This is a genomic window from Glutamicibacter sp. NPDC087831, from assembly GCF_044742845.1.
Taxonomy (GTDB): Bacteria; Actinomycetota; Actinomycetes; order Actinomycetales; family Micrococcaceae; genus Glutamicibacter.
In genome coordinates this window covers 304,587-325,978 of record NZ_JBIUVH010000003.1, presented here as the reverse complement: position 1 = coordinate 325,978, position 21,392 = coordinate 304,587, and the positions used below count along the sequence as shown (strand labels likewise).

22 protein-coding genes are annotated in these 21,392 nt (G+C 60.6%); 5 read left to right on the top strand and 17 right to left on the bottom strand.

The features are described from left to right. The first annotated feature begins 115 nt into the window (after window positions 1-115). Window positions 116-853 (top strand): type 1 glutamine amidotransferase domain-containing protein, encoded by a 738-nt coding sequence (locus ACIOJF_RS12310; RefSeq protein ID WP_402741683.1) that lies wholly within the window; start codon window positions 116-118, stop codon window positions 851-853. Window positions 854-1,052: 199 nt separating this feature from the next. On the opposite strand, the gene ACIOJF_RS12305 is transcribed toward ACIOJF_RS12310, so the two are convergent. The 11 genes from ACIOJF_RS12305 to truB form a co-directional block, all read right to left on the bottom strand. Then, entirely contained in the window at window positions 1,053-1,610 is a 558-nt protein-coding gene (locus tag ACIOJF_RS12305; protein WP_402741682.1) for a hypothetical protein, read from the bottom strand. 577 nt (window positions 1,611-2,187) lie between these two features. After that, window positions 2,188-3,516, bottom strand: coding sequence for an LLM class flavin-dependent oxidoreductase (locus ACIOJF_RS12300; RefSeq protein ID WP_402741681.1), 1,329 nt, complete (start codon window positions 3,514-3,516; stop codon window positions 2,188-2,190). Between the two features lie 29 nt (window positions 3,517-3,545). Continuing rightward, window positions 3,546-4,388: an ABC transporter permease gene (locus ACIOJF_RS12295; protein ID WP_105658236.1), complete on the bottom strand. Its 843-nt coding sequence runs from the start codon at window positions 4,386-4,388 to the stop codon at window positions 3,546-3,548. Beyond that, window positions 4,385-5,233 (bottom strand): ABC transporter ATP-binding protein, encoded by an 849-nt coding sequence (locus ACIOJF_RS12290; RefSeq protein WP_105658237.1) that lies wholly within the window; start codon window positions 5,231-5,233, stop codon window positions 4,385-4,387. The genes ACIOJF_RS12295 and ACIOJF_RS12290 overlap by 4 nt, the downstream gene beginning before the upstream one ends. Before the next feature lie 6 nt (window positions 5,234-5,239). Further along, a complete protein-coding gene (locus ACIOJF_RS12285; protein ID WP_402741680.1) occupies window positions 5,240-6,115 on the bottom strand; it encodes an ABC transporter substrate-binding protein in 876 nt (291 codons plus the stop codon). Between the two features lie 627 nt (window positions 6,116-6,742). Then, window positions 6,743-7,012, bottom strand: coding sequence for a 30S ribosomal protein S15 (rpsO, locus tag ACIOJF_RS12280; RefSeq protein ID WP_013348393.1), 270 nt, complete (start codon window positions 7,010-7,012; stop codon window positions 6,743-6,745). 107 nt (window positions 7,013-7,119) lie between these two features. Beyond that, window positions 7,120-7,905, bottom strand: a complete 786-nt coding sequence (locus ACIOJF_RS12275; RefSeq protein WP_105657290.1) for a class I SAM-dependent methyltransferase — start codon at window positions 7,903-7,905, stop codon at window positions 7,120-7,122. Window positions 7,906-7,910: 5 nt separating this feature from the next. Next, the gene (locus ACIOJF_RS12270) at window positions 7,911-8,864 is read right to left on the bottom strand and encodes a bifunctional riboflavin kinase/FAD synthetase (RefSeq protein ID WP_105657289.1); all 954 of its coding nucleotides are present in this window, start codon (window positions 8,862-8,864) and stop codon (window positions 7,911-7,913) included. A 64-nt stretch (window positions 8,865-8,928) separates the two neighbouring features. Next, complete coding sequence (locus ACIOJF_RS12265) at window positions 8,929-9,396, bottom strand: hypothetical protein (protein WP_402741679.1); 468 nt, start codon at window positions 9,394-9,396, stop codon at window positions 8,929-8,931. Between the two features lie 10 nt (window positions 9,397-9,406). Continuing rightward, window positions 9,407-9,769 carry a hypothetical protein gene (locus ACIOJF_RS12260; RefSeq protein WP_105657288.1) on the bottom strand — a complete coding sequence of 121 codons (363 nt, stop codon included), beginning with the start codon at window positions 9,767-9,769 and terminating at the stop codon, window positions 9,407-9,409. Between the two features lie 17 nt (window positions 9,770-9,786). After that, window positions 9,787-10,710 carry a tRNA pseudouridine(55) synthase TruB gene (gene truB, locus ACIOJF_RS12255; protein WP_105661834.1) on the bottom strand — a complete coding sequence of 308 codons (924 nt, stop codon included), beginning with the start codon at window positions 10,708-10,710 and terminating at the stop codon, window positions 9,787-9,789. Between the two features lie 279 nt (window positions 10,711-10,989). On the opposite strand from truB, the gene ACIOJF_RS12250 reads away from it, so the two are divergent. From ACIOJF_RS12250 to ACIOJF_RS12235, 4 genes are all read left to right on the top strand, one after another. Further along, a complete protein-coding gene (locus ACIOJF_RS12250) occupies window positions 10,990-11,652 on the top strand; it encodes a fasciclin domain-containing protein (RefSeq protein ID WP_105657286.1) in 663 nt (220 codons plus the stop codon). Between the two features lie 171 nt (window positions 11,653-11,823). Then, window positions 11,824-12,405 (top strand): ECF RNA polymerase sigma factor SigK, encoded by a 582-nt coding sequence (gene sigK / locus ACIOJF_RS12245; RefSeq protein WP_402741678.1) that lies wholly within the window; start codon window positions 11,824-11,826, stop codon window positions 12,403-12,405. Continuing rightward, complete coding sequence (locus ACIOJF_RS12240; RefSeq protein WP_105657284.1) at window positions 12,405-13,247, top strand: anti-sigma factor domain-containing protein; 843 nt, start codon at window positions 12,405-12,407, stop codon at window positions 13,245-13,247. Before sigK ends, ACIOJF_RS12240 begins: the two co-directional genes overlap by 1 nt. Before the next feature lie 199 nt (window positions 13,248-13,446). Beyond that, entirely contained in the window at window positions 13,447-14,931 is a 1,485-nt protein-coding gene (locus ACIOJF_RS12235; protein ID WP_105661832.1) for a molybdopterin-dependent oxidoreductase, read from the top strand. A gap of 114 nt (window positions 14,932-15,045) precedes the next feature. Here ACIOJF_RS12235 and ACIOJF_RS12230 read toward each other — a convergent pair whose 3' ends face one another. The 6 genes from ACIOJF_RS12230 to rimP form a co-directional block, all read right to left on the bottom strand. Further along, window positions 15,046-15,492: a YdeI/OmpD-associated family protein gene (locus tag ACIOJF_RS12230; protein ID WP_332727082.1), complete on the bottom strand. Its 447-nt coding sequence runs from the start codon at window positions 15,490-15,492 to the stop codon at window positions 15,046-15,048. A 188-nt stretch (window positions 15,493-15,680) separates the two neighbouring features. Next, window positions 15,681-16,115, bottom strand: coding sequence for a 30S ribosome-binding factor RbfA (gene rbfA, locus ACIOJF_RS12225; protein WP_105657282.1), 435 nt, complete (start codon window positions 16,113-16,115; stop codon window positions 15,681-15,683). Between the two features lie 101 nt (window positions 16,116-16,216). Further along, entirely contained in the window at window positions 16,217-19,183 is a 2,967-nt protein-coding gene (infB, locus tag ACIOJF_RS12220; RefSeq protein WP_105657281.1) for a translation initiation factor IF-2, read from the bottom strand. Between the two features lie 176 nt (window positions 19,184-19,359). Then, entirely contained in the window at window positions 19,360-19,680 is a 321-nt protein-coding gene (locus tag ACIOJF_RS12215; protein ID WP_105657280.1) for a YlxR family protein, read from the bottom strand. A 141-nt stretch (window positions 19,681-19,821) separates the two neighbouring features. Next, on the bottom strand, window positions 19,822-20,805 hold the full coding sequence (gene nusA / locus ACIOJF_RS12210) for a transcription termination factor NusA (RefSeq protein ID WP_105661830.1): 984 nt from the start codon (window positions 20,803-20,805) through the stop codon (window positions 19,822-19,824). 2 nt (window positions 20,806-20,807) lie between these two features. After that, a complete protein-coding gene (gene rimP, locus ACIOJF_RS12205) occupies window positions 20,808-21,374 on the bottom strand; it encodes a ribosome maturation factor RimP (RefSeq protein WP_105657278.1) in 567 nt (188 codons plus the stop codon). Window positions 21,375-21,392 lie beyond the last annotated feature (18 nt).

The window sequence follows — 21,392 nt, the reverse complement described above, 5'->3', positions numbered from 1 at the left end:
CTTGTTCTCCCTCCGGAGCACGATTCCGGAAAGCAAACTGGCAACTTGCGCATCGCCCTTGCGACAGCCTGCCTGTTGTACAAGGGTGGAAGGACGAATGCGAAAGGAGCACACCTTGAAGAAAATCCTCATGGTCCTGACCAGCGTTTCCGAAATCGGTAATGACAAGGAACCTACCGGATACAACGTCGCCGAGGCCGCACATCCATGGAAGGTGTTCCGGGATTCCGGGCACTTCGTCGACTTCGCTTCCATTAAAGGCGGACAGCCCCCGCGCGACACAGTGGACCAGGACGACCCGGTCCAGGTCCAGTTCACCCAGGACGAAACGACCCGTGCCGGCTTGTACAACACCGCAAGGGTTGAAGTCGTCGACCCCGAACAGTACGACGCCGTGTACCTCGTGGGAGGCCACGGCACCATGTGGGACTTCCCCAATAATGAGGGCCTGCAAAAGCTGGTCGGCGCTATCTACAACAAGGGCGGCGTTGTCGGTGCAGTCTGCCACGGCCCGGCCGGTCTGCTCGATGTCGAGCTGCATCATGGTTTGAAACTCTTAAGTGGCAAAACCGTTGCAGCATTCACCAACGATGAAGAAGTGGCCGTAGGCAAGGACAAGATCATTCCGTTCTTCCTGGCCGACAAGCTCACCGAGCAAGGCGCCACGCATATCGCCGCCGATAACTTCGAAGAGAATGTACAAGTCTCCGAACGCCTGGTCACCGGACAGAACCCAGCTTCCGCCGCAGGTGTCGCCAAGGAAATGGAAAAGCTCTTGGCCGAAGTGATCCACCAGGAGAAGGCCGCTGAAGCCGCAGCCGCCGAGTCCGAGGCCGAGGCCGAGGCACAATGAGCTAAGCCGTAACCCAGCCCGAAATCTCATGAAAAACGCTTGGATCCGTGTAGCTTCGCGGATCCAAGCGTTTTCGACTTCTACTGGACTTTATATAACGCATTCCGTACTCCATGCAACGCCATGCACCCCTTGCCGAAAGCGTGGCTGGTGATGCAAGCAGCTTGGAAAGCGTCTCGGATTGACCCGACAATACTCGTCAATCGATTGGGTCTGGTTCGCAACCTGGCCGTCCCTGCATCGCAAAAGCCTTCTCATACAGAGTGGCGCTCTCATCCGGCCAGCCTGGATCTCGCGGAACGACACCGGTAGCAGCCCAGAGCGTCTCCCTTAGCCACTGTGCGAATCCAGCTATACGGAAGTTGCCTACAGCGCCTGCATCCCCTTCAGCATGCTCAAGCAAGACAATTGCTCGCCTCATCCCACCGAGCTCGTTCTGAATGACGTTCCACAGCTCTTCATCCTTAGTGAACACAACGTCGTAGCTGTCTTCATCTTCTTCGGGAGGCCATTCCATCATTTCGCGTTCAACCGGCAAAGACCGGGAAGCAAGGAGCTCTGGGTCGGAAATATCGTAGGCTGCAACTACACGTGCCGAGTCTACATATTCATCGATGAGGTTGCCGGCGAACCTGGAGTAGTCGAAGGTCTTGCCACCCAACGAGGTGAGAAGTGCTGCAGCTTCCGACACGCGTGGAGCAGCGCCAACCCCGTAGTGTGCACGAGCAGCCTGCAAGAGTTCTTGGTAGTCAGTCATAGTTCCCCAATTCAAGCACTATTGGTGCCGCCAACAGTAGCTGGCGGCACCAATGCTTCGTGCAAGTTCTTTCCCAGGTCGAGCTTCCGTAGAAGAGATGAATGTCAGGGGTCCGCTTGTTGGGGTGGAAGTGCCACATGTACCCTTCTTGCCTCCTCCACTGATTTCGGGTCCAACTGGCGCCTTGCCGTCCTTAGTAGCTGCAGCTAGGGATTTTGCTTTGTTCCTGGAAAGCGCCCAAACGCCGTTGCCCTTCTTGCCACGGGTGACAGCCTTGGTTTTGGCCAGGGTCTTGGTGCTGATGAAGCTCTTATTGCTCTTGCGCGATGCCGAGTAGTAATCGCGCTACTTCGATTTGCTTTTCACCAGCTGCTGCCCGTGGTGGGAGCCCTGTCGAATCAACTTCGTGCGGCTCCCCTCGCCAGTACTTTCCTTGCGGTTTCTCCATGCTGATCACCCAGGGCATTCCTGGAGGACGCAGCTGAACCAGCAACCGGTATCCGCCGGGGCCTGATCCCACCGGCAACCGAAGGACGAGAGCAATGGCTCTCGCCCTTCGGTACACGACTATCAAGCTCTAGAATGCCAAGCCCAGGCGATTATTTGCCGGTACTGGCAACCCGTAGTTTCCGCGAAGCGTACTCTGCTCGTATTCAGTACGGAAGAGCTTGCGCTGCTGCAAAATCGGGACTACCTGCTCCGTGAATACTTCGAGACCTGCCGGCAAGACCGGAGCCATGATATTAAATCCATCGGCCGCTCCGGCTTTGAACCAGTACTCGATCCGGTCCGCCAGCTGCTCCGGCGTACCCGAGAACGTCTGGTGTCCCCGGCCAGGACCTAGCTCCCGGATGATCTGGCGAACCGTGAGCTTCCTTCGGTAACCCAGATCCAAGATGAGATCCCTTCGGGAGGTGGATTTCTCCTTGGCCACGGTATTCTCCAGCTCGGCGGGAAGTTCTCGGTCCAGTTCAAGGATTGCCGGCTCCACATGCAACTGCTGGGCCAACGTATTCCTGGCGTATTCCGGCAGAATGAGCTCATCCAGGGAATCCGCCAATTCATTGGCTTCGGCTTCCGTGGAACCAAGGATGGGAACAATTCCTGGAAGGACTTTGACCGAATGCGCTGCTCGGCCGTTGCCTGCTGCCTTGTCCTTGATTTCCTGGTAGAAGTCCCTGGCAGACTCAAATGATTGGTGAGCGGTGAAAATGGCTTCAGCCCATCGCCCGGCGAATTCCTTGCCGGCGGCCGAAGCTCCCGCCTGGACGATCACCGGATGCCCCTGGGGCGACCGCGGGACATTGAGCGCTCCAGCAACCTGGAAGTGCTCCCCGATGTGGGCCGCGGGGTGTATCTTGCCCGGATCCGCCCAGATCCCGCTTCCCTTGTCAGCAACGACTGCATCCGGCTCCCAGGAGTCCCAGAGCTTCTTCACCACCTCCAGGAATTCCTCGGCGCGACGGTATCGTTGCGAGCTGTCTAATTGGGCGGATTGGGAGAAATTCCTCGCCGCTGCATCGCCTGCTGTGGTGACGACGTTCCAGCCCGCACGCCCATTGCTGATCACATCCAGGCTTGCAAAGCGGCGGGCAAGATTATAGGGGTCGTTGTAGCTGGTTGATGCGGTCGCTATCAGCCCAATGTGCCGGGTCAACGGGGCGATGGCAGAAAGCACTGTCACAGGGTCGAGGATTCCTGCAGGTCGTTGGGCGACCGGCCCTTGAAGCACTGGGCCGTCTGCGAAGAAGATCGCGTCGAGCTTCGCTTTCTCGGCCAGCTGCGCCAAACGGATGTAGTGGCCGATGTCCGTTCCGGCGAGGGGGTCGCTGAGCGGCAGGCGCCATGAGGATTCATGATGCCCGGTAGTCATCAAGAACGCGTTGAGAGTCAAAGTTCGTGTCATGGTTGTAGTCCCTTCGGTAGGAAGATTGTCTAGGCGCGAGCCCAGCGCGAGAAGTGGCGCTCCAGCGCTACAAGTGCTGCGTTGACCGTGAAGCCTAGGATGGCGACAGTGAGTATGGCTGCGTACATTTTCGGGATCAGGAAACTGGCTTGCGAATTGGTGATCAGGAAGCCCAGTCCAGCCTTGGCGCCGATCATTTCGGCGGCGATGAGCACCAGCACGGATGACGTTCCTGCCATCCGGACGCCGGTGAAGATGATGGGTACGGACGAGGGCAAGACAACTTTCGCGAAGATCTCGTAGCTGGTGAGCCCCAAGGTTTTTGCCGCCCTGATCAGCAAGGGATCTACGCTGCGTGCTCCAAGGATGGTGTTGAGAAGCACCGGGAAGAACGCCGCGTAGACGACAATCGATACCTTGGATACTTCGCCAATACCGAGAAGGAGCGTGAAGACCGGAAGCAACGCCAAGGCCGCGGTATTTCGGAATACCTCCAGCAACGGGTTGAGGAAATCGCCGACTTTCGAGAACCACGCGACGACCAATCCGACTGGCACGCCGATGAGGACAGCGAGCGTGAATCCTACGGCCGCCCGGCCTAGGCTTGCCAGGATGTGCGTGCCCAGATCCCCTGAGGCAATCATCTTCCCCAGTGCCTGCAGAACTTCATGCAAGGGAGGAAGAAAGACCCGGGATGATGGTTCCAGGACGAATTGCGGGACAAGCTCCCACACCAGGAGAAAACCGATGATCGCACCCGAACGGTACAGCGTTGACCGCAGTCTTCCGGCCAAACGCAGGAAAGGAGAAGGCCGGTTTGACTCCCCGGTGGAGCCCTGCAGGCGCTGGTCCGGTACGGCTAAGGTGCTCATGCTGGTACTCCTGGAGAAACGAGCGACTTGTGGCTCACCGGCGATTTGCCGGCACTGGGAGCGGACTCGTGAAGCAGCGTCCAGATGCGATGGCGGTAATCGCTGAATTGGGGAGCCGAGCGGATGTCATCAACACTGTGGCGCCCGTCGAGTTCAATGTTGATGATCTCCTTGATTCGTCCGGGTTTGGAGGACATCACCGCTACCCGCTGCCCCAGGTACACGGCTTCTTCGATGCCGTGCGTAATGAAGACAATCGTGGTTCGGGTGCGACTCCAGATATCTAGCAGCAAGTCCTGGAGTTGTTCGCGTGTTTGGGCATCCAGGGCGGCGAACGGCTCATCCATCAGCAGCACCTTGGGTTCATGGGCCAAGGCACGGGCTATGGCCACGCGTTGACGCATGCCGCCGGATAGTTCGTGGGGGTACTTGTCTTCCACACCCTGCAGGCCAACGAGTCGCAGATATTCGTTAGCGCGGATCCGCCTTCCCGATTTGTCCAGTCCCCGACCGCGACGGGCCTGGCTCTCCAGCCCCACCTCGACATTGGCCACTGCCGTGAGCCATGGGAAGAGCGCATATTGCTGGAAGACTACTGAACGTTCCAGGCTGGGACCGGAGACCGGCTCGCCATCAACGAGAACTTCGCCCGAAGTTGGCGCGGCCAACCCGGCCAAGATATCCAGAAGAGTGGATTTGCCGCATCCGCTGGGGCCGACAAGGGTGAAGAATTCTCCGTCCTGGATCCGGAGATCCAGTGATTCAATGGCCGTGACGGCAGTATCTTCACTTGATCCGGAGCGGAGGAATTTCTTGCCCAAGTTCTTGATCTCAATGGTAGACATGCGCGATTACTGCCCTTCGTTTGCGAGGTCGTTGAATTCGTTGGTGTAGTACTCGCTGGGGGTGATTTCTCCTTCGAGAATCCCCGCGTCGTTGAGCCATTGCGCCCATCTGCTGAAGTCCTCGTCTTCGATGGCTGCGTGTTCGCCCAAGCCATAGCCGTTGAAGTACTGCAGGGCTTCAACGTCGTCTCCGCGATCCCTGGATTCAACGATTGCGGTGAATCTCTTGATGACCTCTTCGCGCGGATGCGTCGAAGCCCAGTCCGCTGCTTTGGCAATGCCAGTGGCCAGGGAATGCGCTGCTTCAGGGTATTGAGCGATGAAATCATCCCGAAGGACGTACTCTCCGGCATCAAAGTTGCTGAAGATTTCCGTGTCCCTGAAAACTTCTCGCAAGCCGCCTTGCTTCACCGCATGCACTTGGGAAGCCCCGGAAAGAGCGCCAACGTCGACCTGATGGGTGCGAACGGCTTGTGCGGTGTCGGTAGGTGGCAATACGACCAGCTGCACCTGCTCGATCTCTTGCGGCGTCAGGCCTTCGGATTTCAGATAGCTGCTAACGACCGCTTCGGAATGAGCGCCCAAAGTATTGACTGCAATTGTCTTGCCAATGAGGTCCCTCGGTTCTTTGATGCCGCTGTCTTCGCTCGTGTAGAACCCGACAAAGTAGTCTGCATTGGAACCATAGGATGAGACCACCGCGGTGACAGGCGATCCAGCTTCCTGCAGCTTCACCACTGCTCCGGAGAACGCGCTGCCGATCTCGGTGGCGCCGGTGGCTGTGTTCTGGATCGCCGAGGGCCCGCTGGAGTTGTTGCCAACCCATTCCAAGGACACACCGTCAAGGTAGCCCAGGTCTTCAGCCAGCTCCGGAAGGATCACGGTATTGGCGCTTCCTTCGTAGCGGACGGTTATTGTGCCGTCAGGGTTCTCAAGATCCGTGCCGTGAGCTGACGCAGTGCATGAGGCTAAAAAGAACGCTGCTGCCGTCAGCCCCGCCGCCGTGCCCATGCTTCGAAAGTTCAACCGTTTGAAATTATTCATCCCTGTTCCCCTCTATTTCGCGCTTTTTCCGTGCTTGGTAGCCATGCAACCACTTGGGCGGCGCCTCGGAAAGGGCATGGAAAACTGGAGAAACGAGAAGAAACCTGAGGTCAAAGTGACCTTCAGGTTTCGGAAGATGTCGCGGGATGGCTCATTAGCCTTAGCCCAACGGTATGTGGCTCCACAGGAAGGTCAGATACCGAGATATTCGGGGCGGAATTTAATCCGGGGAAACCTTAGCGGGTGCGTCCAAGGTCGCTCCGACGCCTGTTCCGTCATGTGCTTGCCTGCGGGATGAGCCTGGGAGAGCAGGAATTCATCCAATTCTTGCCTCTGTCGATTACTGATCTTGATTCGTGCCGGCAAATCGCGAACACATGAGCGGCGTTGCCAAGGTCCGGAGGCAAAGAAAAATCCCCGACTCCTGAAGCGGAGACGGGGAATTTCTTGCTCTGAAGCAGAGGACTACTTGCGCAGGCCCAGACGCTCGATCAGCGAACGGTAACGCTCGATGTCGGTGTTCTTCAGGTAGCCGAGCATACGACGACGACGACCAACCAGAGCCATCAGGCCACGGCGGGTGTGGTGATCATGCTTGTGCATCTTCAGGTGCTCGGTCAGGTCCGAAATACGGCGGGACATGACGGCAATCTGAACCTCAGGCGAACCGGTGTCACCCTCGTGGGTAGCGTAAGCCTTGATGATTTCGTTCTTGATAGTGGCATCCAATGCCATAACAAACTCCTAGAGTTGGACCGCGTTCATAAGTCGGTGCGAACGTCGAGACGCTCACGGCGGAAACTCGCAACCGCGGACTGCAGCGAGAACCATCGTCAATCATATCACCGACGGGTGCGCCGGCGGGACCTCCAGGCATGGGTGAGATAGGGCACCTGCACCTTTGCGTCCTGCTCGTGCCCCAGATGCTCCTGCCAATACCAGGCCAAGTTCGCTTCCACCTTGGCGCGGGTAGTTTCTGAAGACTTGCGGTAGTAGCTGCGGGATTTGGTCAGCTCGACGATCTCGTGGAAATCCAGTTCCATGGACCAATGCCAGATGCCATGCTCCGGCTTCTGGAACTGGGGTCCCAACGGCGGCTCCAGCTCGGGCCGGTGCACATCGCCGGCATGCATGATGCGTGCCAAGCGGTGAACCCAGGGAATGGCGACATCCAGCTGATTCCACAGCAGGGTGAGCCAACCGCCATCATGGAGCAATCGGGCCGCTTCGGCACTGGCTTGAGGGTGGTCCACCCAGTGCCATGCCTGGGCATAGGTCACCAGGCCAGCGCTATCGGCCTCCAAGCCGGTCGCTTCACCTGCGGCGCAGGTTACCGCGATCGCCGGCAGCCGCTTGGACAGGACCGAGAGCATTTCTGCCGATGGGTCTACGGCCCTGACTTCCAGGCCTGCACGGATGAGCTGTTCGGTGAAGATCCCCGAACCGCAACCGATGTCAATGGCACTCACCGGTCGGTGCTGCAGCGTGAATTCCAAGGCTTCCTGCGGATAGGAAGGACGGATCTTGTCGTAGCTTTCGGCATCGGCTTGGAAAGCGGAAGCTAATTCATCGCGGCGCTGGGCGCCCACGACGAAGGCCCGCTGCGGCAATGATGGTATCTCAGCCATGATTCCTAGTGGCGTTCTATAGCCAGCACCGCACGGGCCTGGTCAACGTCCTCGGTCATCTGCTCAATGAGGGCTTCGATGCCGCGGTAGGCAACCATCGGACGCAGGTGGGAAATGAACTCAACGACAATCTGCTGTCCGTACAGATCGAAATCTTCCACGCCTTCTTCGGGGCGGTCAATCACGTGGGCTTCAACCACTCGGGAGACGCCATCGAAGGTGGGGTTCGACCCGACGGAAATTGCTGCTGGCCAACGCACCTCGGCCTCGTCGATCACCCAGCCGGCATAGACCCCATCGGCGGGGATGATGCCGGTGGCTTCGGTGTCCAGATTCGCGGTGGGAAATCCCAGCTCGCGTCCACGGGCATGGCCATGGACTACTTCTCCGCGCATGCGATGCGGCCGGCCGAGGATCGCGGCGGCAGCTTCGACATTGCCGGCGGCTAGTTCTTCACGGACCCAGGTCGAGGACAAGCGGCGCTTGTCCCCTACGTCTTCGACACCTATGACTTCAAAACCGTATTTGGTGCCCAGTTCCTGCATGTAGCTGAAGTCCCCGGAATTGCCGCGGCCAAAACGCACATCATGCCCGACCACAACGGCCACGGCATTCAGCTTCTCTACGATGATGGAGCGAACGAACTCTTCAGCGCTCTGGTCCGCGAATTCCAGGGTGTAGTGGATCATCAGCGTGGCATCCAGCCCAACGCTGGCCAAGGTGTCCACGCGGTCAGCCAGACCCATGATCAATTCAGGAGCATCATCGGGACGGTGCACCAGCGCTGGGTGCGGGTCGAAAGTGATCGCTACCGATTGAGCCGAGCGCGCTTTGGCCTGCGCGACAGCTGCATCCAGCACCTCGCAATGGCCCAGGTGGACACCATCAAAGTTGCCAATGGTCACGACAGTGGGAGCCATATCCGCGGGGACGGCATCCAAGCCCTTCCAATAGTGCACTTTGCTCCTTCAGAAATTCTGCTGCGGTGGATGGAAAACCCACCGTGGTAATTCTTGCACGTCTTTAGGCGTGACGCTCATTACGGTTACGGTACAGCCACCACAAGCCGACAATCGGCAGCACCAGTGGAACGTAGCCGTATCCTTCGCCGAAACCGCTCCACACCGATGGATGGGCGAAGTCTTCGGGGTGGGTCAGCGACAAGATGCCGACCACGATCACGCCTGCCAATTCGACGGCTACCGCCCAGAACGAAACCAGCCAGGCACCACGCTTGGCTGAAGACAGCGAGAATGTGGCAAGGATATAGACCAGGCCAGAAAACAGCGACAGGCTGTAGGCGATCGGCGCTTCGTCGAATTTGCTCATGATCTGGTACACCGCGCGCACGCTCGCCGCCAGGGCGAGGATGCCGTACACGGCAATGATCACCCGGCCCAGTCCGGTGGACCGGCTTGGCTTGGGGGCCTTATTGGTGCTGCGCGCCTGAGCGGCCTGCATGATTCGCGAATTTCGCGGCTTTTCACCCATGTGAGTACTCCTACTGCCAGATCTGTTCCATGCGGAACACCATTACGAACGTGACGGCGGCCGACGCGGCCAGCACGGCGTTGGACCAACGGCTCTTCTCGCTGATCGCCCAGAAGAAGGCCACCGGCGGCATGATCAGCGCTGTGATGAAGTAGCCCCAGAATTCCACCGGGTCGCCTTGCACCGCATTTCCCCCGACCTGGCGGATCGCGGCCGCGATGCCGTAGGCAATCAGGAAAAGCTCGGTGGCCACCGCACCGATCAGCGCCCAGTCATCCGGGTGCTTGCGGATAGCGGTTGCGATAACTGCCACCAGCAATGCCAGTGCGCAGACCACCGCTCCGGCGATGAAGAATCCATTGACGGCAATCAAGCCAGTTCCTTTCGGGATTACTTAGCGGTGAAGACCAAGGCCGTACGCGCCTTGTCGCCCTTGTCTTCCAGCAGTGCGACCAGCACGCCATTGGGAGCGAAAGCCGCAACGGTCTGGCCTTCGGCAATGTCCATGCCCAGATGCGAGGCGGGGATGGTGCGGCCGAAAGACAATTCCACGGCTTCGTCGACGCTGACCGTGCGGTTCGGGAACAGCGCGGCAGCAGCCTTTTCGATTGGGAGAATCTCGAATTCCCCGGCCAGCTGCTCCAGGGTGCGGGTGAGCTCGATCTTGTATGGGCCCACCTCGGTACGGCGCAGCGCCGTCAGGTGCCCGCCAACGTTCAATGCTTCGCCCAGGTCGCGGGCCAACGCCCGGATGTAGGTTCCAGAAGAGCACGATACCGTGACGTCGACGTCGAGGATCTTGCCGCCGTTTTCGCGGCGCACCTCATGGATCTCGAACCGCGAAATGGTGACCGGGCGGGCCTTGAGTTCTACCTGTTCGCCAGCGCGCACGCGAGCGTAGGAACGCTTGCCATCGACCTTGATGGCCGAGACCGAGCTCGGGATCTGCTCGATGTCTCCGCGCAGCTGGGCGATCTCGCGCTCGATGTCTTCGTCGCTGACCGCCGCGGCGATGCGCTCGGAAATGATTTCGCCTTCGGCATCGTCCGTGACGGTGTTCTGCCCCAGCCGGATGGTGGCGGTGTAGGTCTTGTCGTGGCCGACGATGTAGGTCAGCAGCCGGGTTGCCTTGTTCACGCCGATAACCAGCACGCCGGTGGCCATGGGGTCCAGGGTGCCGGCGTGGCCGACTTTCCGAGTCCCTGCAAGTCTGCGGATGCGACCGACCACATCATGGGAGGTCATTCCCTGCTCTTTGTCGACTAATACGAGGCCTGAGGCCTGCTCTTGCGTGTTCTGCCCGGCTTTACTCACGCCTTCCAGTATATGGCTTGTGCGGAGAATAAGGCTGTCGCTGGTTCCAAGCGTGGCAGATCCCACTTGCAGCCTATTTCCATGAGCCGGCAATGCTCCGGGACAGGGCCCGCCAGCCCGCGGATCCGGCAGCTTCACGGCCTGCCAGCAAGACGAAAAAAAATTTCCAAGAGAATCCAATCCGTCGGGCAACCTGCCCCGAATGCTCATTGACAACCTGATCCGCACGGACAGGAAAAGGACCGACGACATCAGTCGCGGCGAAGCAAGGAGAAAATCATGAAGCGCACATACAGCAAAGTCGCTGGAGCATTCGGGCTCATCGCAGTCGCCGCCATGGGACTGAGCGCCTGCTCGACCGGTTCGGAAACCATGGAATCGCCCACGGCGTCCGCCTCGGAAAGCAGCTCGCCCATGGCCAGCGAATCGGCAATGGATCCAGCAAGCAATCTTGTGGGCAAGGGTTGCGCGGCCTACGCCGAAGCAGTCCCGACCGGTGATGGCTCGGTAGCCGGAATGGCCCAGGATCCAGTGGCCGTCGCTGCCTCGAACAACCCGCTGCTGACCACCCTGACTTCTGCAGTCTCCGGTGAGCTGAATCCTGATGTCGATCTCGTCGATACCCTCAATGGCGGCGAATTCACCGTCTTCGCACCGGTTGACGACGCCTTCGCGGCAATCCCGAAGGATGACCTGTCCGCAGTTGCCAAGGATGCCGACACCCTGACCAGCATCCTGACCTACCACGTCGTTTCCGGCCAGATTGCACCAGATGATCTTCCCGGAACCCACGCAACGGTCCAGGGCGAAGAGGTGGAAGTCACCGGTAGCGGCGACGATCTGGAAGTCAACGGGGCTTCGGTCATCTGCGGCGGCGTGCAGACCGCCAACGCAACCGTGTACCTGGTGGACACCGTCCTGATGCCACCGGCAAAGAAGTAGTATCGCCAGAATCATCAAAGCCGCTGGCATGAAGGTGGTGCATGGAATACCTTCCAGGCATCACCTTCGCCGGTGAAACGGGAACCTGGTTCCCTTGGACGGATCTTTTCGCAAAACGCCACGCCACAGCAGATAGCCGCTTAGCCACAGATGCATGAGACCCTAGGATTCATGAGTTCCAATAGACTCGATGCCATGGAAGACGATTCCGTGAAAACGCCAGACGTCCTGCTGCGACAGGTCGCGCTGGGAGATGAATCTGCCTTCGAATCGCTCTATGATGCCATGGCTTCACGGGTCTTCGGACTCGTGCTGCGGGTGCTTCGCGATAATGCACAGAGCGAAGAAGTCACCCAGGAAGTGTTTGTCGAAGCGTGGCAACAGGCAAGGCGCTTTGATCCGGCGCGTGGCACGGCAGCATCATGGCTGCTGACTATTGCCCACCGCCGGGCCGTCGACCGGGTGCGAGCAAGCCAAGCGAGCCAGGACCGGGATTTGCGCGTTGGAATCAAGGAATTCCAGGACAGCTACGACGACGTGGAAGAGAATGCCATCTTGCACGACGAGACCATGCGCGTAGCCCAAGCCCTGCAGCGGCTCACCGCCCCGCAACGCGAGGCGATACACCTGGCCTACTTCGGCGGATACACCCACACGGAAGTCGCAGAGCTGCTGAAAATACCGGTGGGAACCGCGAAAACGCGAATACGCGATGGAATGGGCAAACTTCGAGAACTGATGGGAGCGGCGTAATGGACAAGCACGAGAACGAGCTGACCGACAGCTTCGCCCTGGATGCTCTGGAAGACAAGGAACGCGAAGCCCTCCAGCATGGGGGTCCCGACTCTGCCCAGGCACGCCGGGAACTGGATGCCCTGCAGGAAACTGCTGGACTGCTCGGCTTGTCAGCGCAACCGGTCAATCCTCCGGCCCGGCTGAAGAACAACATCATGGCCGCTATCCGCACTACCGAGCAATTGGCACCTGTGCAGGAGACGGCCCTCGATCACGACGGCGCCCAGGCACAGGACCCAATAGCTCCTGCTGAACCAGCTGCTCCTGCTGAACGGGAAACCGAAACCGCTGCAACGCACCAGGCCCCGCAAGCTGGCGCAGAACGCGGCCCGCAGCGCTTCTTCGCCTTGGCCGCCGGCGTCCTGCTGCTCGCAGCGGTGGCTCTGGGCGGCTTGGCCATCAACCAGAATTCCCAGCAGCGCGAGCTGGAAAGCCAGATGGCCGCCATGGCCTCGCATCAAGAAGAGCTCAGCCGCATCCTGGCTGCCCCAGATGCCAAGTCGAAAACGCAGACACTGGACGACGGCGCGCGAATCACGCTGTCCTATTCTGCCGACGAAGGCCTGATGGCGGTGTCCACCTCGGGCATGCCAGCCTTGTCCAGCGACAAGGGCTACGAGCTGTGGCTGATCTCGGCAGAAGGGGCGGTTCCTGCGGGAATGCTCACCGGCGGCGATGCCAACGGCATGATCATGGTTTCGGATCCAATGAAGGGCATCACCCACTTCGGGATCACGGTCGAGCCGGCCACCGGCTCCCCGGCTCCGACAACAGACCCCATCATGGTCCAATCGCTGTGAGCGTGCGGAAGTTCTTGTAGCCTGTTCCAATCCGCAATGCTGCCCGTTCCGAAAACACTGTGAGAAGTTGTTCCCCCTGCATTCTGCAGGGGAACATGGACCGCAACGCATGAGGTGAGTGGCAGTGGGCATTTGGCAGAAGCGCAGCAGCAGTAAACTCGTATTCCACGCGGTGGCTGGAATTTGCTCGGCCGCAATCATGTTTGCCGTGGCCCAATTCGCCTCGGCATTTTTCAACAATGCATCCTCGCCGTTTTTCGCGCTGGGTTCAGCCATCATCGACCTGACTCCCCCATGGCTCAAGGACTTCGCCATCGCGACCTTCGGGACCAATGACAAGTTGGCGTTATTCATTTCCATCGGTGCAGCCGCCGCAGTCCTGGCGGCGATGATCGGCCTGATCGCCAAGCGAAGTTTTGCGCTGGCCTGCACGGCCATCATCGGCTTGGCCGTGCTGCTCTCCAGTGCCGTGGCCGCTCGTGCTTCCACCAGCCTGCTGGATATCATCCCGACGGTACTGGGCGCGATCGCCGGTATAGGGCTTCTGCAGTGGCTGACCCGGCTGGCTGCGGCCGCGGCCCCTAGGCAGGACGAGGGCGCCACCGCGACGGGTCCAAGCCGCAGGAAGTTCTTGATAGGCGCAGCCCTGTCCCTGGCCGCCGCGGCCGTCTCCACCGGTGTTTCCACCTCGCTGTCGGCATCGCGGAATATGGCCGCCGCCGCACGCAAGGCCTTGCGCCTGCCTGCGGCCCGGACCAAGGCGGAACCCCTGCCCGAAGGGGTGCAGGTAGAAGTAGCGGACATGCCCCGCTTCGTGACTCCCAACCAGGATTTCTACCGCATCGATACCGCGCTTTCGGTGCCGCAGATCGACCCGAACCAGTGGTCGCTGCGCGTGCACGGCATGGTGGAGAAGGAATTCACCGTGAACTTCGACGAACTGCTGGGCGAAGAACTCGTGGAAACCTATCTGACGCTCACTTGTGTGTCCAATCCCGTCGGCGGCGATCTGGTAGGCAACGCGAAATGGCTGGGCTACCCGCTGCGTAAGCTGCTGGAGCGCGCGGTTCCGCAGGCCGGCGCGGATATGGTGCTTTCGACTTCGCATGACGGTTTCAGCGCCTCCACCCCGCTCCAAGCGCTCACCGACGACCGGATGGCTTTGCTGGCCATCGGCATGAACGGCGAGCCGCTGCCTTTCGAGCATGGTTTCCCGGTGCGCATGGTGGTGCCAGGTCTCTACGGCTACGTGTCGGCCACCAAATGGGTGGTCGATTTGGAAGTGACGCGGTTCCAGGACAAGGCGGCCTACTGGACTACTCGCGGCTGGTCCGAACGCGGTCCAATCAAGATGTCTTCCCGCATCGATACCCCTCGCCCGTTCGCCCAGGTGCCTGCCGGAGAAGTCGTCTTGGGCGGAACTGCATGGGCGCAGACCCGGGGCATTTCGCGTGTGCAGGTGCAGATCGATGACGGACCGTGGGCAGATGCCCAACTGGCGACCGAAGCCTCGTTGGATACCTGGCGGCAGTGGCGCTTCGTATGGAAGGACGCAGCACCCGGAACGCACTCGGCAACCGTCCGCGCCTATGATGCACAGGGCAAGCTGCAGACCAGCGAGAAAGCCAACCCGGTGCCCAATGGCGCCAGCGGCTGGCAGCGCCTGCAATTCACCGTGCAGTAGCTCCGGGGCACCGGTGGGTTGTTCACACTACTGCCGACTGCGACCGGGGCTGGCTGGCCTGTTGGGCGCCGCCTTTGGCTTAGCTCCTGGCTCAGCGGGCATGGCCCCGGCAGGCTAGTGGCTGCGCAGCGTCTTGATGACCTTCTCGACCCGGCGCGTCCTGGTGTCCTCGCCGCGGGCAGCCACGATGGGGTCCACGTGGCCGCGCTGCTTGCTGTAGGACAGCTTGTTCCAGGCGTCCAGCAGCTCTGGCTCGGCGGAGAGCAGCACGGCCAGCGGTTCGGGGATTTCGACGGTGCGCGGTTCCTCGTCCAGCTCGAGTTTCACGCTGATTTCATCGCCCGCACCCTTGCCCGTGGCAGCACGGGTCTCGGAGCTGAAGGAAATGAGGAACTGCCCGTGCATGGAGGAAATGCTGTTCCGGTACGTGTAGTCCCCGTCAATGCACACGATGACCGGCACGCGCTTGCCGCGGCCGAATCCGAGCACGATGCCATCGGGAACCACGATACCCACGTTGTTCCCGCCGGTTGCGCTCAATGTTGTGGTGAATTCTGGCATGTGCTGCACCTTTGGTCGGATCCGGCGGTTTCTGATCACGCTATCCCACCATCTTCCCGGCGACCAGCCTTCGGCAGGGATTCGCGCTTCGCTGTGAGGGTAATCGAGGCCAACGCATAACGCCCCGGCCAGCACGCAATGCGTGCTGGCCGGGGCGTTGCTCCAGTCAGGATGAAGCCCAGAAACCCTTAGGCTTCTTCGGCGTCCTCGTCCTTCTTGTACGGGTCCTGGTCTCCGGCGAAGTCCTTGCCTTCGCGCAGAGCTGCAACCTCGGCGTCCTTCTCGCGGGCCTTGGCCAGCAATTCCTCCAGATGCGAGGCACCCTCGGGGATTTCGTCGGCGACGAATGCCAGCGTCGGGGTCAGGCGGATGGTCAGATTGCGGCCCAATTCCTTGCGCAGGGCACCGCCACGCTTTTCCAGCATGGTAGCGATGTCCTTCTTCATCTCGTCATCGCCAAAGACGGTGTAGTACACCGTAGCGTGCTGCAGGTCGTTGGTGACGCGAGCGTCGGTCACGGTGACGTTGTCAATGCGCTCGTCCTTGATGACGTTGCGCAGCGACTGGGCCATGAGGACCTGTACGCGCTTAGCCAGGCGTGCGGCGCGGGCTGAATCAGCCATGGTTTTCTCCTAATGGTTCAAAACTCGTGGGCGCTTGACCAAAGCTTATCGGTCAAACGCCCACGAATCAGTGAGTCACACTGCTAATTGCTTGTCGGCAATTAGTCGCGTGGCTTTTCGCGCATCTCGAAGGTCTCGATGATGTCGCCTTCCTTGATGTCGTTGAACGACCCCAGGCCGATACCGCATTCGAAGCCCTCGCGGACCTCGGTGACATCGTCCTTTTCGCGGCGCAGCGAATCGATGTTCAGGTTGTCGCCCACGACGTTGCCGTCGCGTACCAGGCGAGCCTTGGTGTTGCGCTTGATGGTGCCCGAGCGGATGATCGAACCGGCAATGTTGCCGAACTTCGAGGAGCGGAAGACCATGCGGATCTCGGCGGTGCCGAGGGCCACTTCTTCGAACTCCGGCTTGAGCATGCCCTTGAGCGCATTCTCGATGTCGTCGATAGCGGAGTAGATGACCGAGTAGAAGCGCATGTCGACGCCCTCCTTGTCGGCCAGTTCTGCCACGCGCTCGGCTGGGCGGACGTTGAAGCCAATGATGATGGCGTTGTCCACGGTTGCCAAGTTGACGTCGTTTTGGGTGATCGCACCGACACCGCGGTGGATCACGCGCAGCTGCACATCGTCGCCGACCTCGATCTTCATCAGCGAGTCTTCCAGTGCTTCAACAGCACCGGAAGCGTCACCCTTGAGGATCAGGTTCAGGGTATCGATCTTGCCATCGGCAACAGCCTTGTCGAAGTCTTCCAAGGTGATGCGCTTGCGGCGCTTGGCCAGCATTGCGTTGCGCTCTGCGGTTTCGCGCTTGTCAGCGATCTGGCGGGCGGTGCGCTCGTCTTCGGTGATCAGGAAGCCGTCGCCAGCACGCGGGACCGAGGACATGCCCAGGACCTGTACCGGACGCGATGGCAGTGCCACGTCGAGGTTTTCGCCGTTCTCGTTGAACATTGCACGCACGCGGCCGTGGGCGGTGCCCACCACCATGGTGTCGCCAACGCAGAGGGTACCGGACTGGACCAGGACGGTAACAACCGAACCGCGGCCCTTATCCAGGTTCGCTTCAATGGCCACGCCACGAGCGGACTTGTCCGGGTTGGCCTTGAGCTCAAGCACGTCCGAGGTCAGCAGGACAGCGTCCAGCAGCTCGTCGATGCCCTGCTTCTGCAGTGCCGAAACCTTCACGAACATGGTGTCGCCACCGTATTCTTCTGGAACCAAACCGTATTCGGTCAGCTGGCCCATGACCTTGTCAGGGTTGGCGCCTTCCTTATCGATCTTGTTCACAGCGACGATGATCGGCACGCCGGCAGCCTGTGCGTGGTTCAGTGCTTCCACGGTCTGCGGCATGACGCCGTCATCCGCGGCGACAACCAGCACGGCCACGTCAGTGACCTCGGCACCACGGGCACGCATGGCGGTGAACGCCTCGTGGCCCGGGGTATCGATGAAGGTCATTGCGCGATCGCGGCCCTCATGGATGTGGTTGATCTGGTACGCACCGATGTGCTGGGTGATGCCGCCATGCTCGCCCTCGATAACGTTCGACTTGCGGATAGCATCCAGCAGTCGGGTCTTACCGTGGTCGACGTGGCCCATGATGGTGATGACTGGGGCGCGCTCTTCAAGCACGTCTTCGCCTTCAGCCTCAAGTTCGGCATCCAGGTCCAGGCCGAAGCCTTCGAGCAGTTCCTTGTCTTCGTCCTCAGGGGAGACGACAAGCACCTTGTAGCCCAGCTCTTCGCCGAGTACCTCGAAGGTTGCCTCATCCAGCGACTGGGTGGCGGTAGCCATTTCACCGAGGTGGAACAGTACGGTTACCAGTGCTGCTGGGTTCGCGCCAATCTTGTCGGCGAAGTCGGTGATCGACGCGCCGCGGCGCAGACGGATCTCGGTGTCGCCGTTGCCGCGTGGAACATTCACGCCGCCCAATGACGGAGCACTCATCTGCTCCAATTCCTGGCGCTTTGCGCGCTTGGACTTGCGCTGCTTGCCGCGACCGGCGCCTCCCTTGCCGAAAGCACCGCCAACGCCACCGCGACCGCGTGGTGCACCTGGGCGGAAGCCGCCACCGGTACCGCTGCCGCCACCGCTGCCGCCACCTGGGCGACCGCGGCCGCCGGCACCTGCACCTGGACGTCCGCCGCCTGCTGGCGCTGGACGATCGGTGCGGTTAGGCATCATGCGCGGGGTTGCAGTGGTACCTGCGCCAGCACCTGGGCGTGGACCGCCGGCACCTGCTGGGCGTGGGCCACCTGCGCCGGCTGGGCGTGGAGCGCCCTGGCCTGCTGGGCGTGGACCGCCGGCACCTGCTGGACGTGGACCGCGCTGGCCGTCACGTGCCGGACGTGGACCGCCCTGGCCGTCACGAGCCGGACGTGGACCGCCGACACCTGCTGGGCGTGGACCGCGCTGGCCGTCGCGTGGTGGGCGAGGACCGCCCTGGCCGCCTTCGCCGCGCATACCCTGCTGCGAGGAGAACGGGTTGTTGCCTGGGCGTGGACCGCCCGGACGAGGTGCGCCTGGACGTGGGGCACGACCGCCTTCGCGGTTGCCGCCACCACGGCGTTCGCCGGACTCAGCGCCGCGCATACCCTGCTGGGAAGAGAACGGGCTGTTGCCTGGGCGTGGAGCGCCTGGCTTCGGAGCTGGCTTGGCACCTGGCTTCGGTGCCGGGGCTGCACCTGGCAATGGAGCGCCAGGGGTTGCCTTCGCGACCGGAGCTGCAGGCGCCGCAGGTGCGGCTGGGGCTGCAGGAGCCGGAGCTGCCGCAGCTGGCTTAACGCCTGGCTTCGGGGCCGAGGCACCTGGGGTAGCAGCCGGCTTGGAAGCCGACTTCGGTGCTCCAGGGGTCGCTGGCTTGGCGGCGGCTGGCTTGGCAGCAGCTGCTGGCTTAGCGGCACCGTTGGAACCTGGGAATGCGTCGCGCAGCTTGCGCGCTACTGGCGGTTCAACGGTCGAGGATGCCGAGCGAACGAATTCGCCCATGTCCTGCAACTTGGTTAGTGCTTCTTTTGAAGTGATTCCGAGCTCTTTAGCGAGCTCGTGAACGCGGGGTTTAGCCACATCTCTCCTGTGTCGATGTGATCTGCTCAAACCCCGGTATCAAAAGATAAATCTTTAGATCAGCGGTCTGGCAGATCAGCTGTGTAATTCGTGAAATTCTTCCGTCGCACGGTGGATCACGCAGAACTGATTGTTCATCGTTGTGCGCTCAGCATTGCCGACTCATCGGGTTGCCATCAGATTTCTGACCCGCTTTCATCATGTTTGCCAGATAGCTGGTTGCTTGCCAGCTGATCTTCGTATGCAGTGAATTCCTGCAGCACCTGCGAATCGTCTACCGCAGACCTGAAGGCCCGCGCGAACGCCCGGCGCTGCACCGCTTGCTGCACACACTTTTCGGTCCCGTGGGTCCAAGTGCCCCGCCCGGAAGCGGAACCCTGTTGATCCAAACTCACCGCATGCAGCGGTGTACCGTCTTTCAGGACCCAACGGAGCAGCTCATTTTTACTGGTTACGGTTCGACAGCCAATGCACGTGCGTTGCTGATGCAGCTTCATGCGAGCGCCGTCGCCACCTTCCCTAGTTATTACGAGCCATCTACTAGTCTAGCGCGTTTGGACGCCATAGCACGCATGAGTTGTGGCTCACACGCAGCTAGGCTTCCAACACGCTGAACTGGAATTATTTCCCGCAGCTGCTTAGAGCTGCGGTTCCTTGCCGCCCGAGGCAGCCAGGATGTCAATGCGCCAGCCGGTCAACTTGGCAGCAAGGCGAGCGTTCTGGCCTTCCTTGCCGATTGCCAGCGAGAGCTGGGAGTCGGGAACAACCACGCGAGCACGGCGTTCGGCTTCGTCCAGGATCTCTACCGAGACGACCTTCGATGGAGACAGGGCCGCGGCGATGAACTTCGCTGGATCCTCGTTGTAGTCAACGATGTCGATCTTCTCGTCGTTCAGTTCGTTCATCACGGCGCGCACGCGGGTTCCCATTTCACCGATGCAAGCGCCCTTGGCGTTGACACCGGCCTTGGTTGCGCGCACAGCAATCTTGGTACGGTGGCCAGCTTCACGAGCCAGTGCCTCGACCGTGACGGTGCCGTCAGCGATTTCTGGAACTTCCATTTCGAACAGCAGGCGAACCAGGTTCGGGTGGGAACGGGACAGGGTAACGGCTGGGCCCTTGTTGCCGCGCTCAGCGGAAACAACGTAGGCGCGCAGGCGGTTTCCGTGCTGGTACTTCTCGCCTGGGGACTGCTCAACTGGTGGCAGCAGCGCTTCCAGATCACCGATCTTGACCTGCACCATATGCGAGGAGTAGCCCTGCTGGATGACGCCGGAGATCAGGGTGCCAACGCGGGCTGCGAACTCGCCGACAACCTGCGCATCTTCAGCTTCACGCAGGCGCTGCATGATTACCTGGCGGGCGGTGGAGGCGGCGATGCGGCCGAAACCGTGCGGGGTGTCGTCGAATTCGCCCAGCAGCACGCCGGCGTTGTCGCGGTCCTCTACCAGGATCGCCACATGGCCGTTGCTGCGCTCAATGTGCGCGCGGGCGCCAGGCATGGCGCCTTCGGTCTTGTTGTAAGCCAGCAGCAGTGCCGACTCGATGGTCGGAATCAAAACATCCATTGGGATGTCGCGGTCTTTTTCCAGGATGCGCAGCGCATTCAGATCGATATCCACGCTTAGCCCTCCAAATCTTCAGTATCGGCAGTGTCAAATAGTGCGTCATCGAAGTTCAGCTCTGGATCGACAACAGCTTTACGGATATTTTCGAAGGCATAGGCCGCAGGATCGAGCACCTTGACCTTCATGCCCTTCTTGGCCGGCTCGCGGTGCTCAGCAATCAACACGTCGCCGTCGTTGACCTCAAGCAGGCGCCCGCGAAGCTTCGTGCCGTCGGCCAGCGAAATCTTGACCATGCGGTTGAGGGCGCGGATCCAGTGGCGCTGGGCAGTCAATGGGCGGGAGAGTCCTGGGGAACTGACTTCGAGTTCGTAAGGAGCCGACGATGCGTAGACGGCGTCCTTGTCCAGAGCGTTGGAGATGGTGGTGGTAACTTCACCAAGTTCATCGAGAGTCAGCGTTTCGTGACCGTCGGCCTTGTCGACGATGATCTGCACGATCATCTGCTTGCCGGAGGGACGCAAGGCGACTTCCTCCAGGAGAAGCCCGTGGGATTCTACTTCCTTGGAGAGCAATGCAGTCAGACGCTGCGCTTCCTGTTCGGTATCGGCCGGCATTCCGGTCATGGATATCCTCCCACGCTA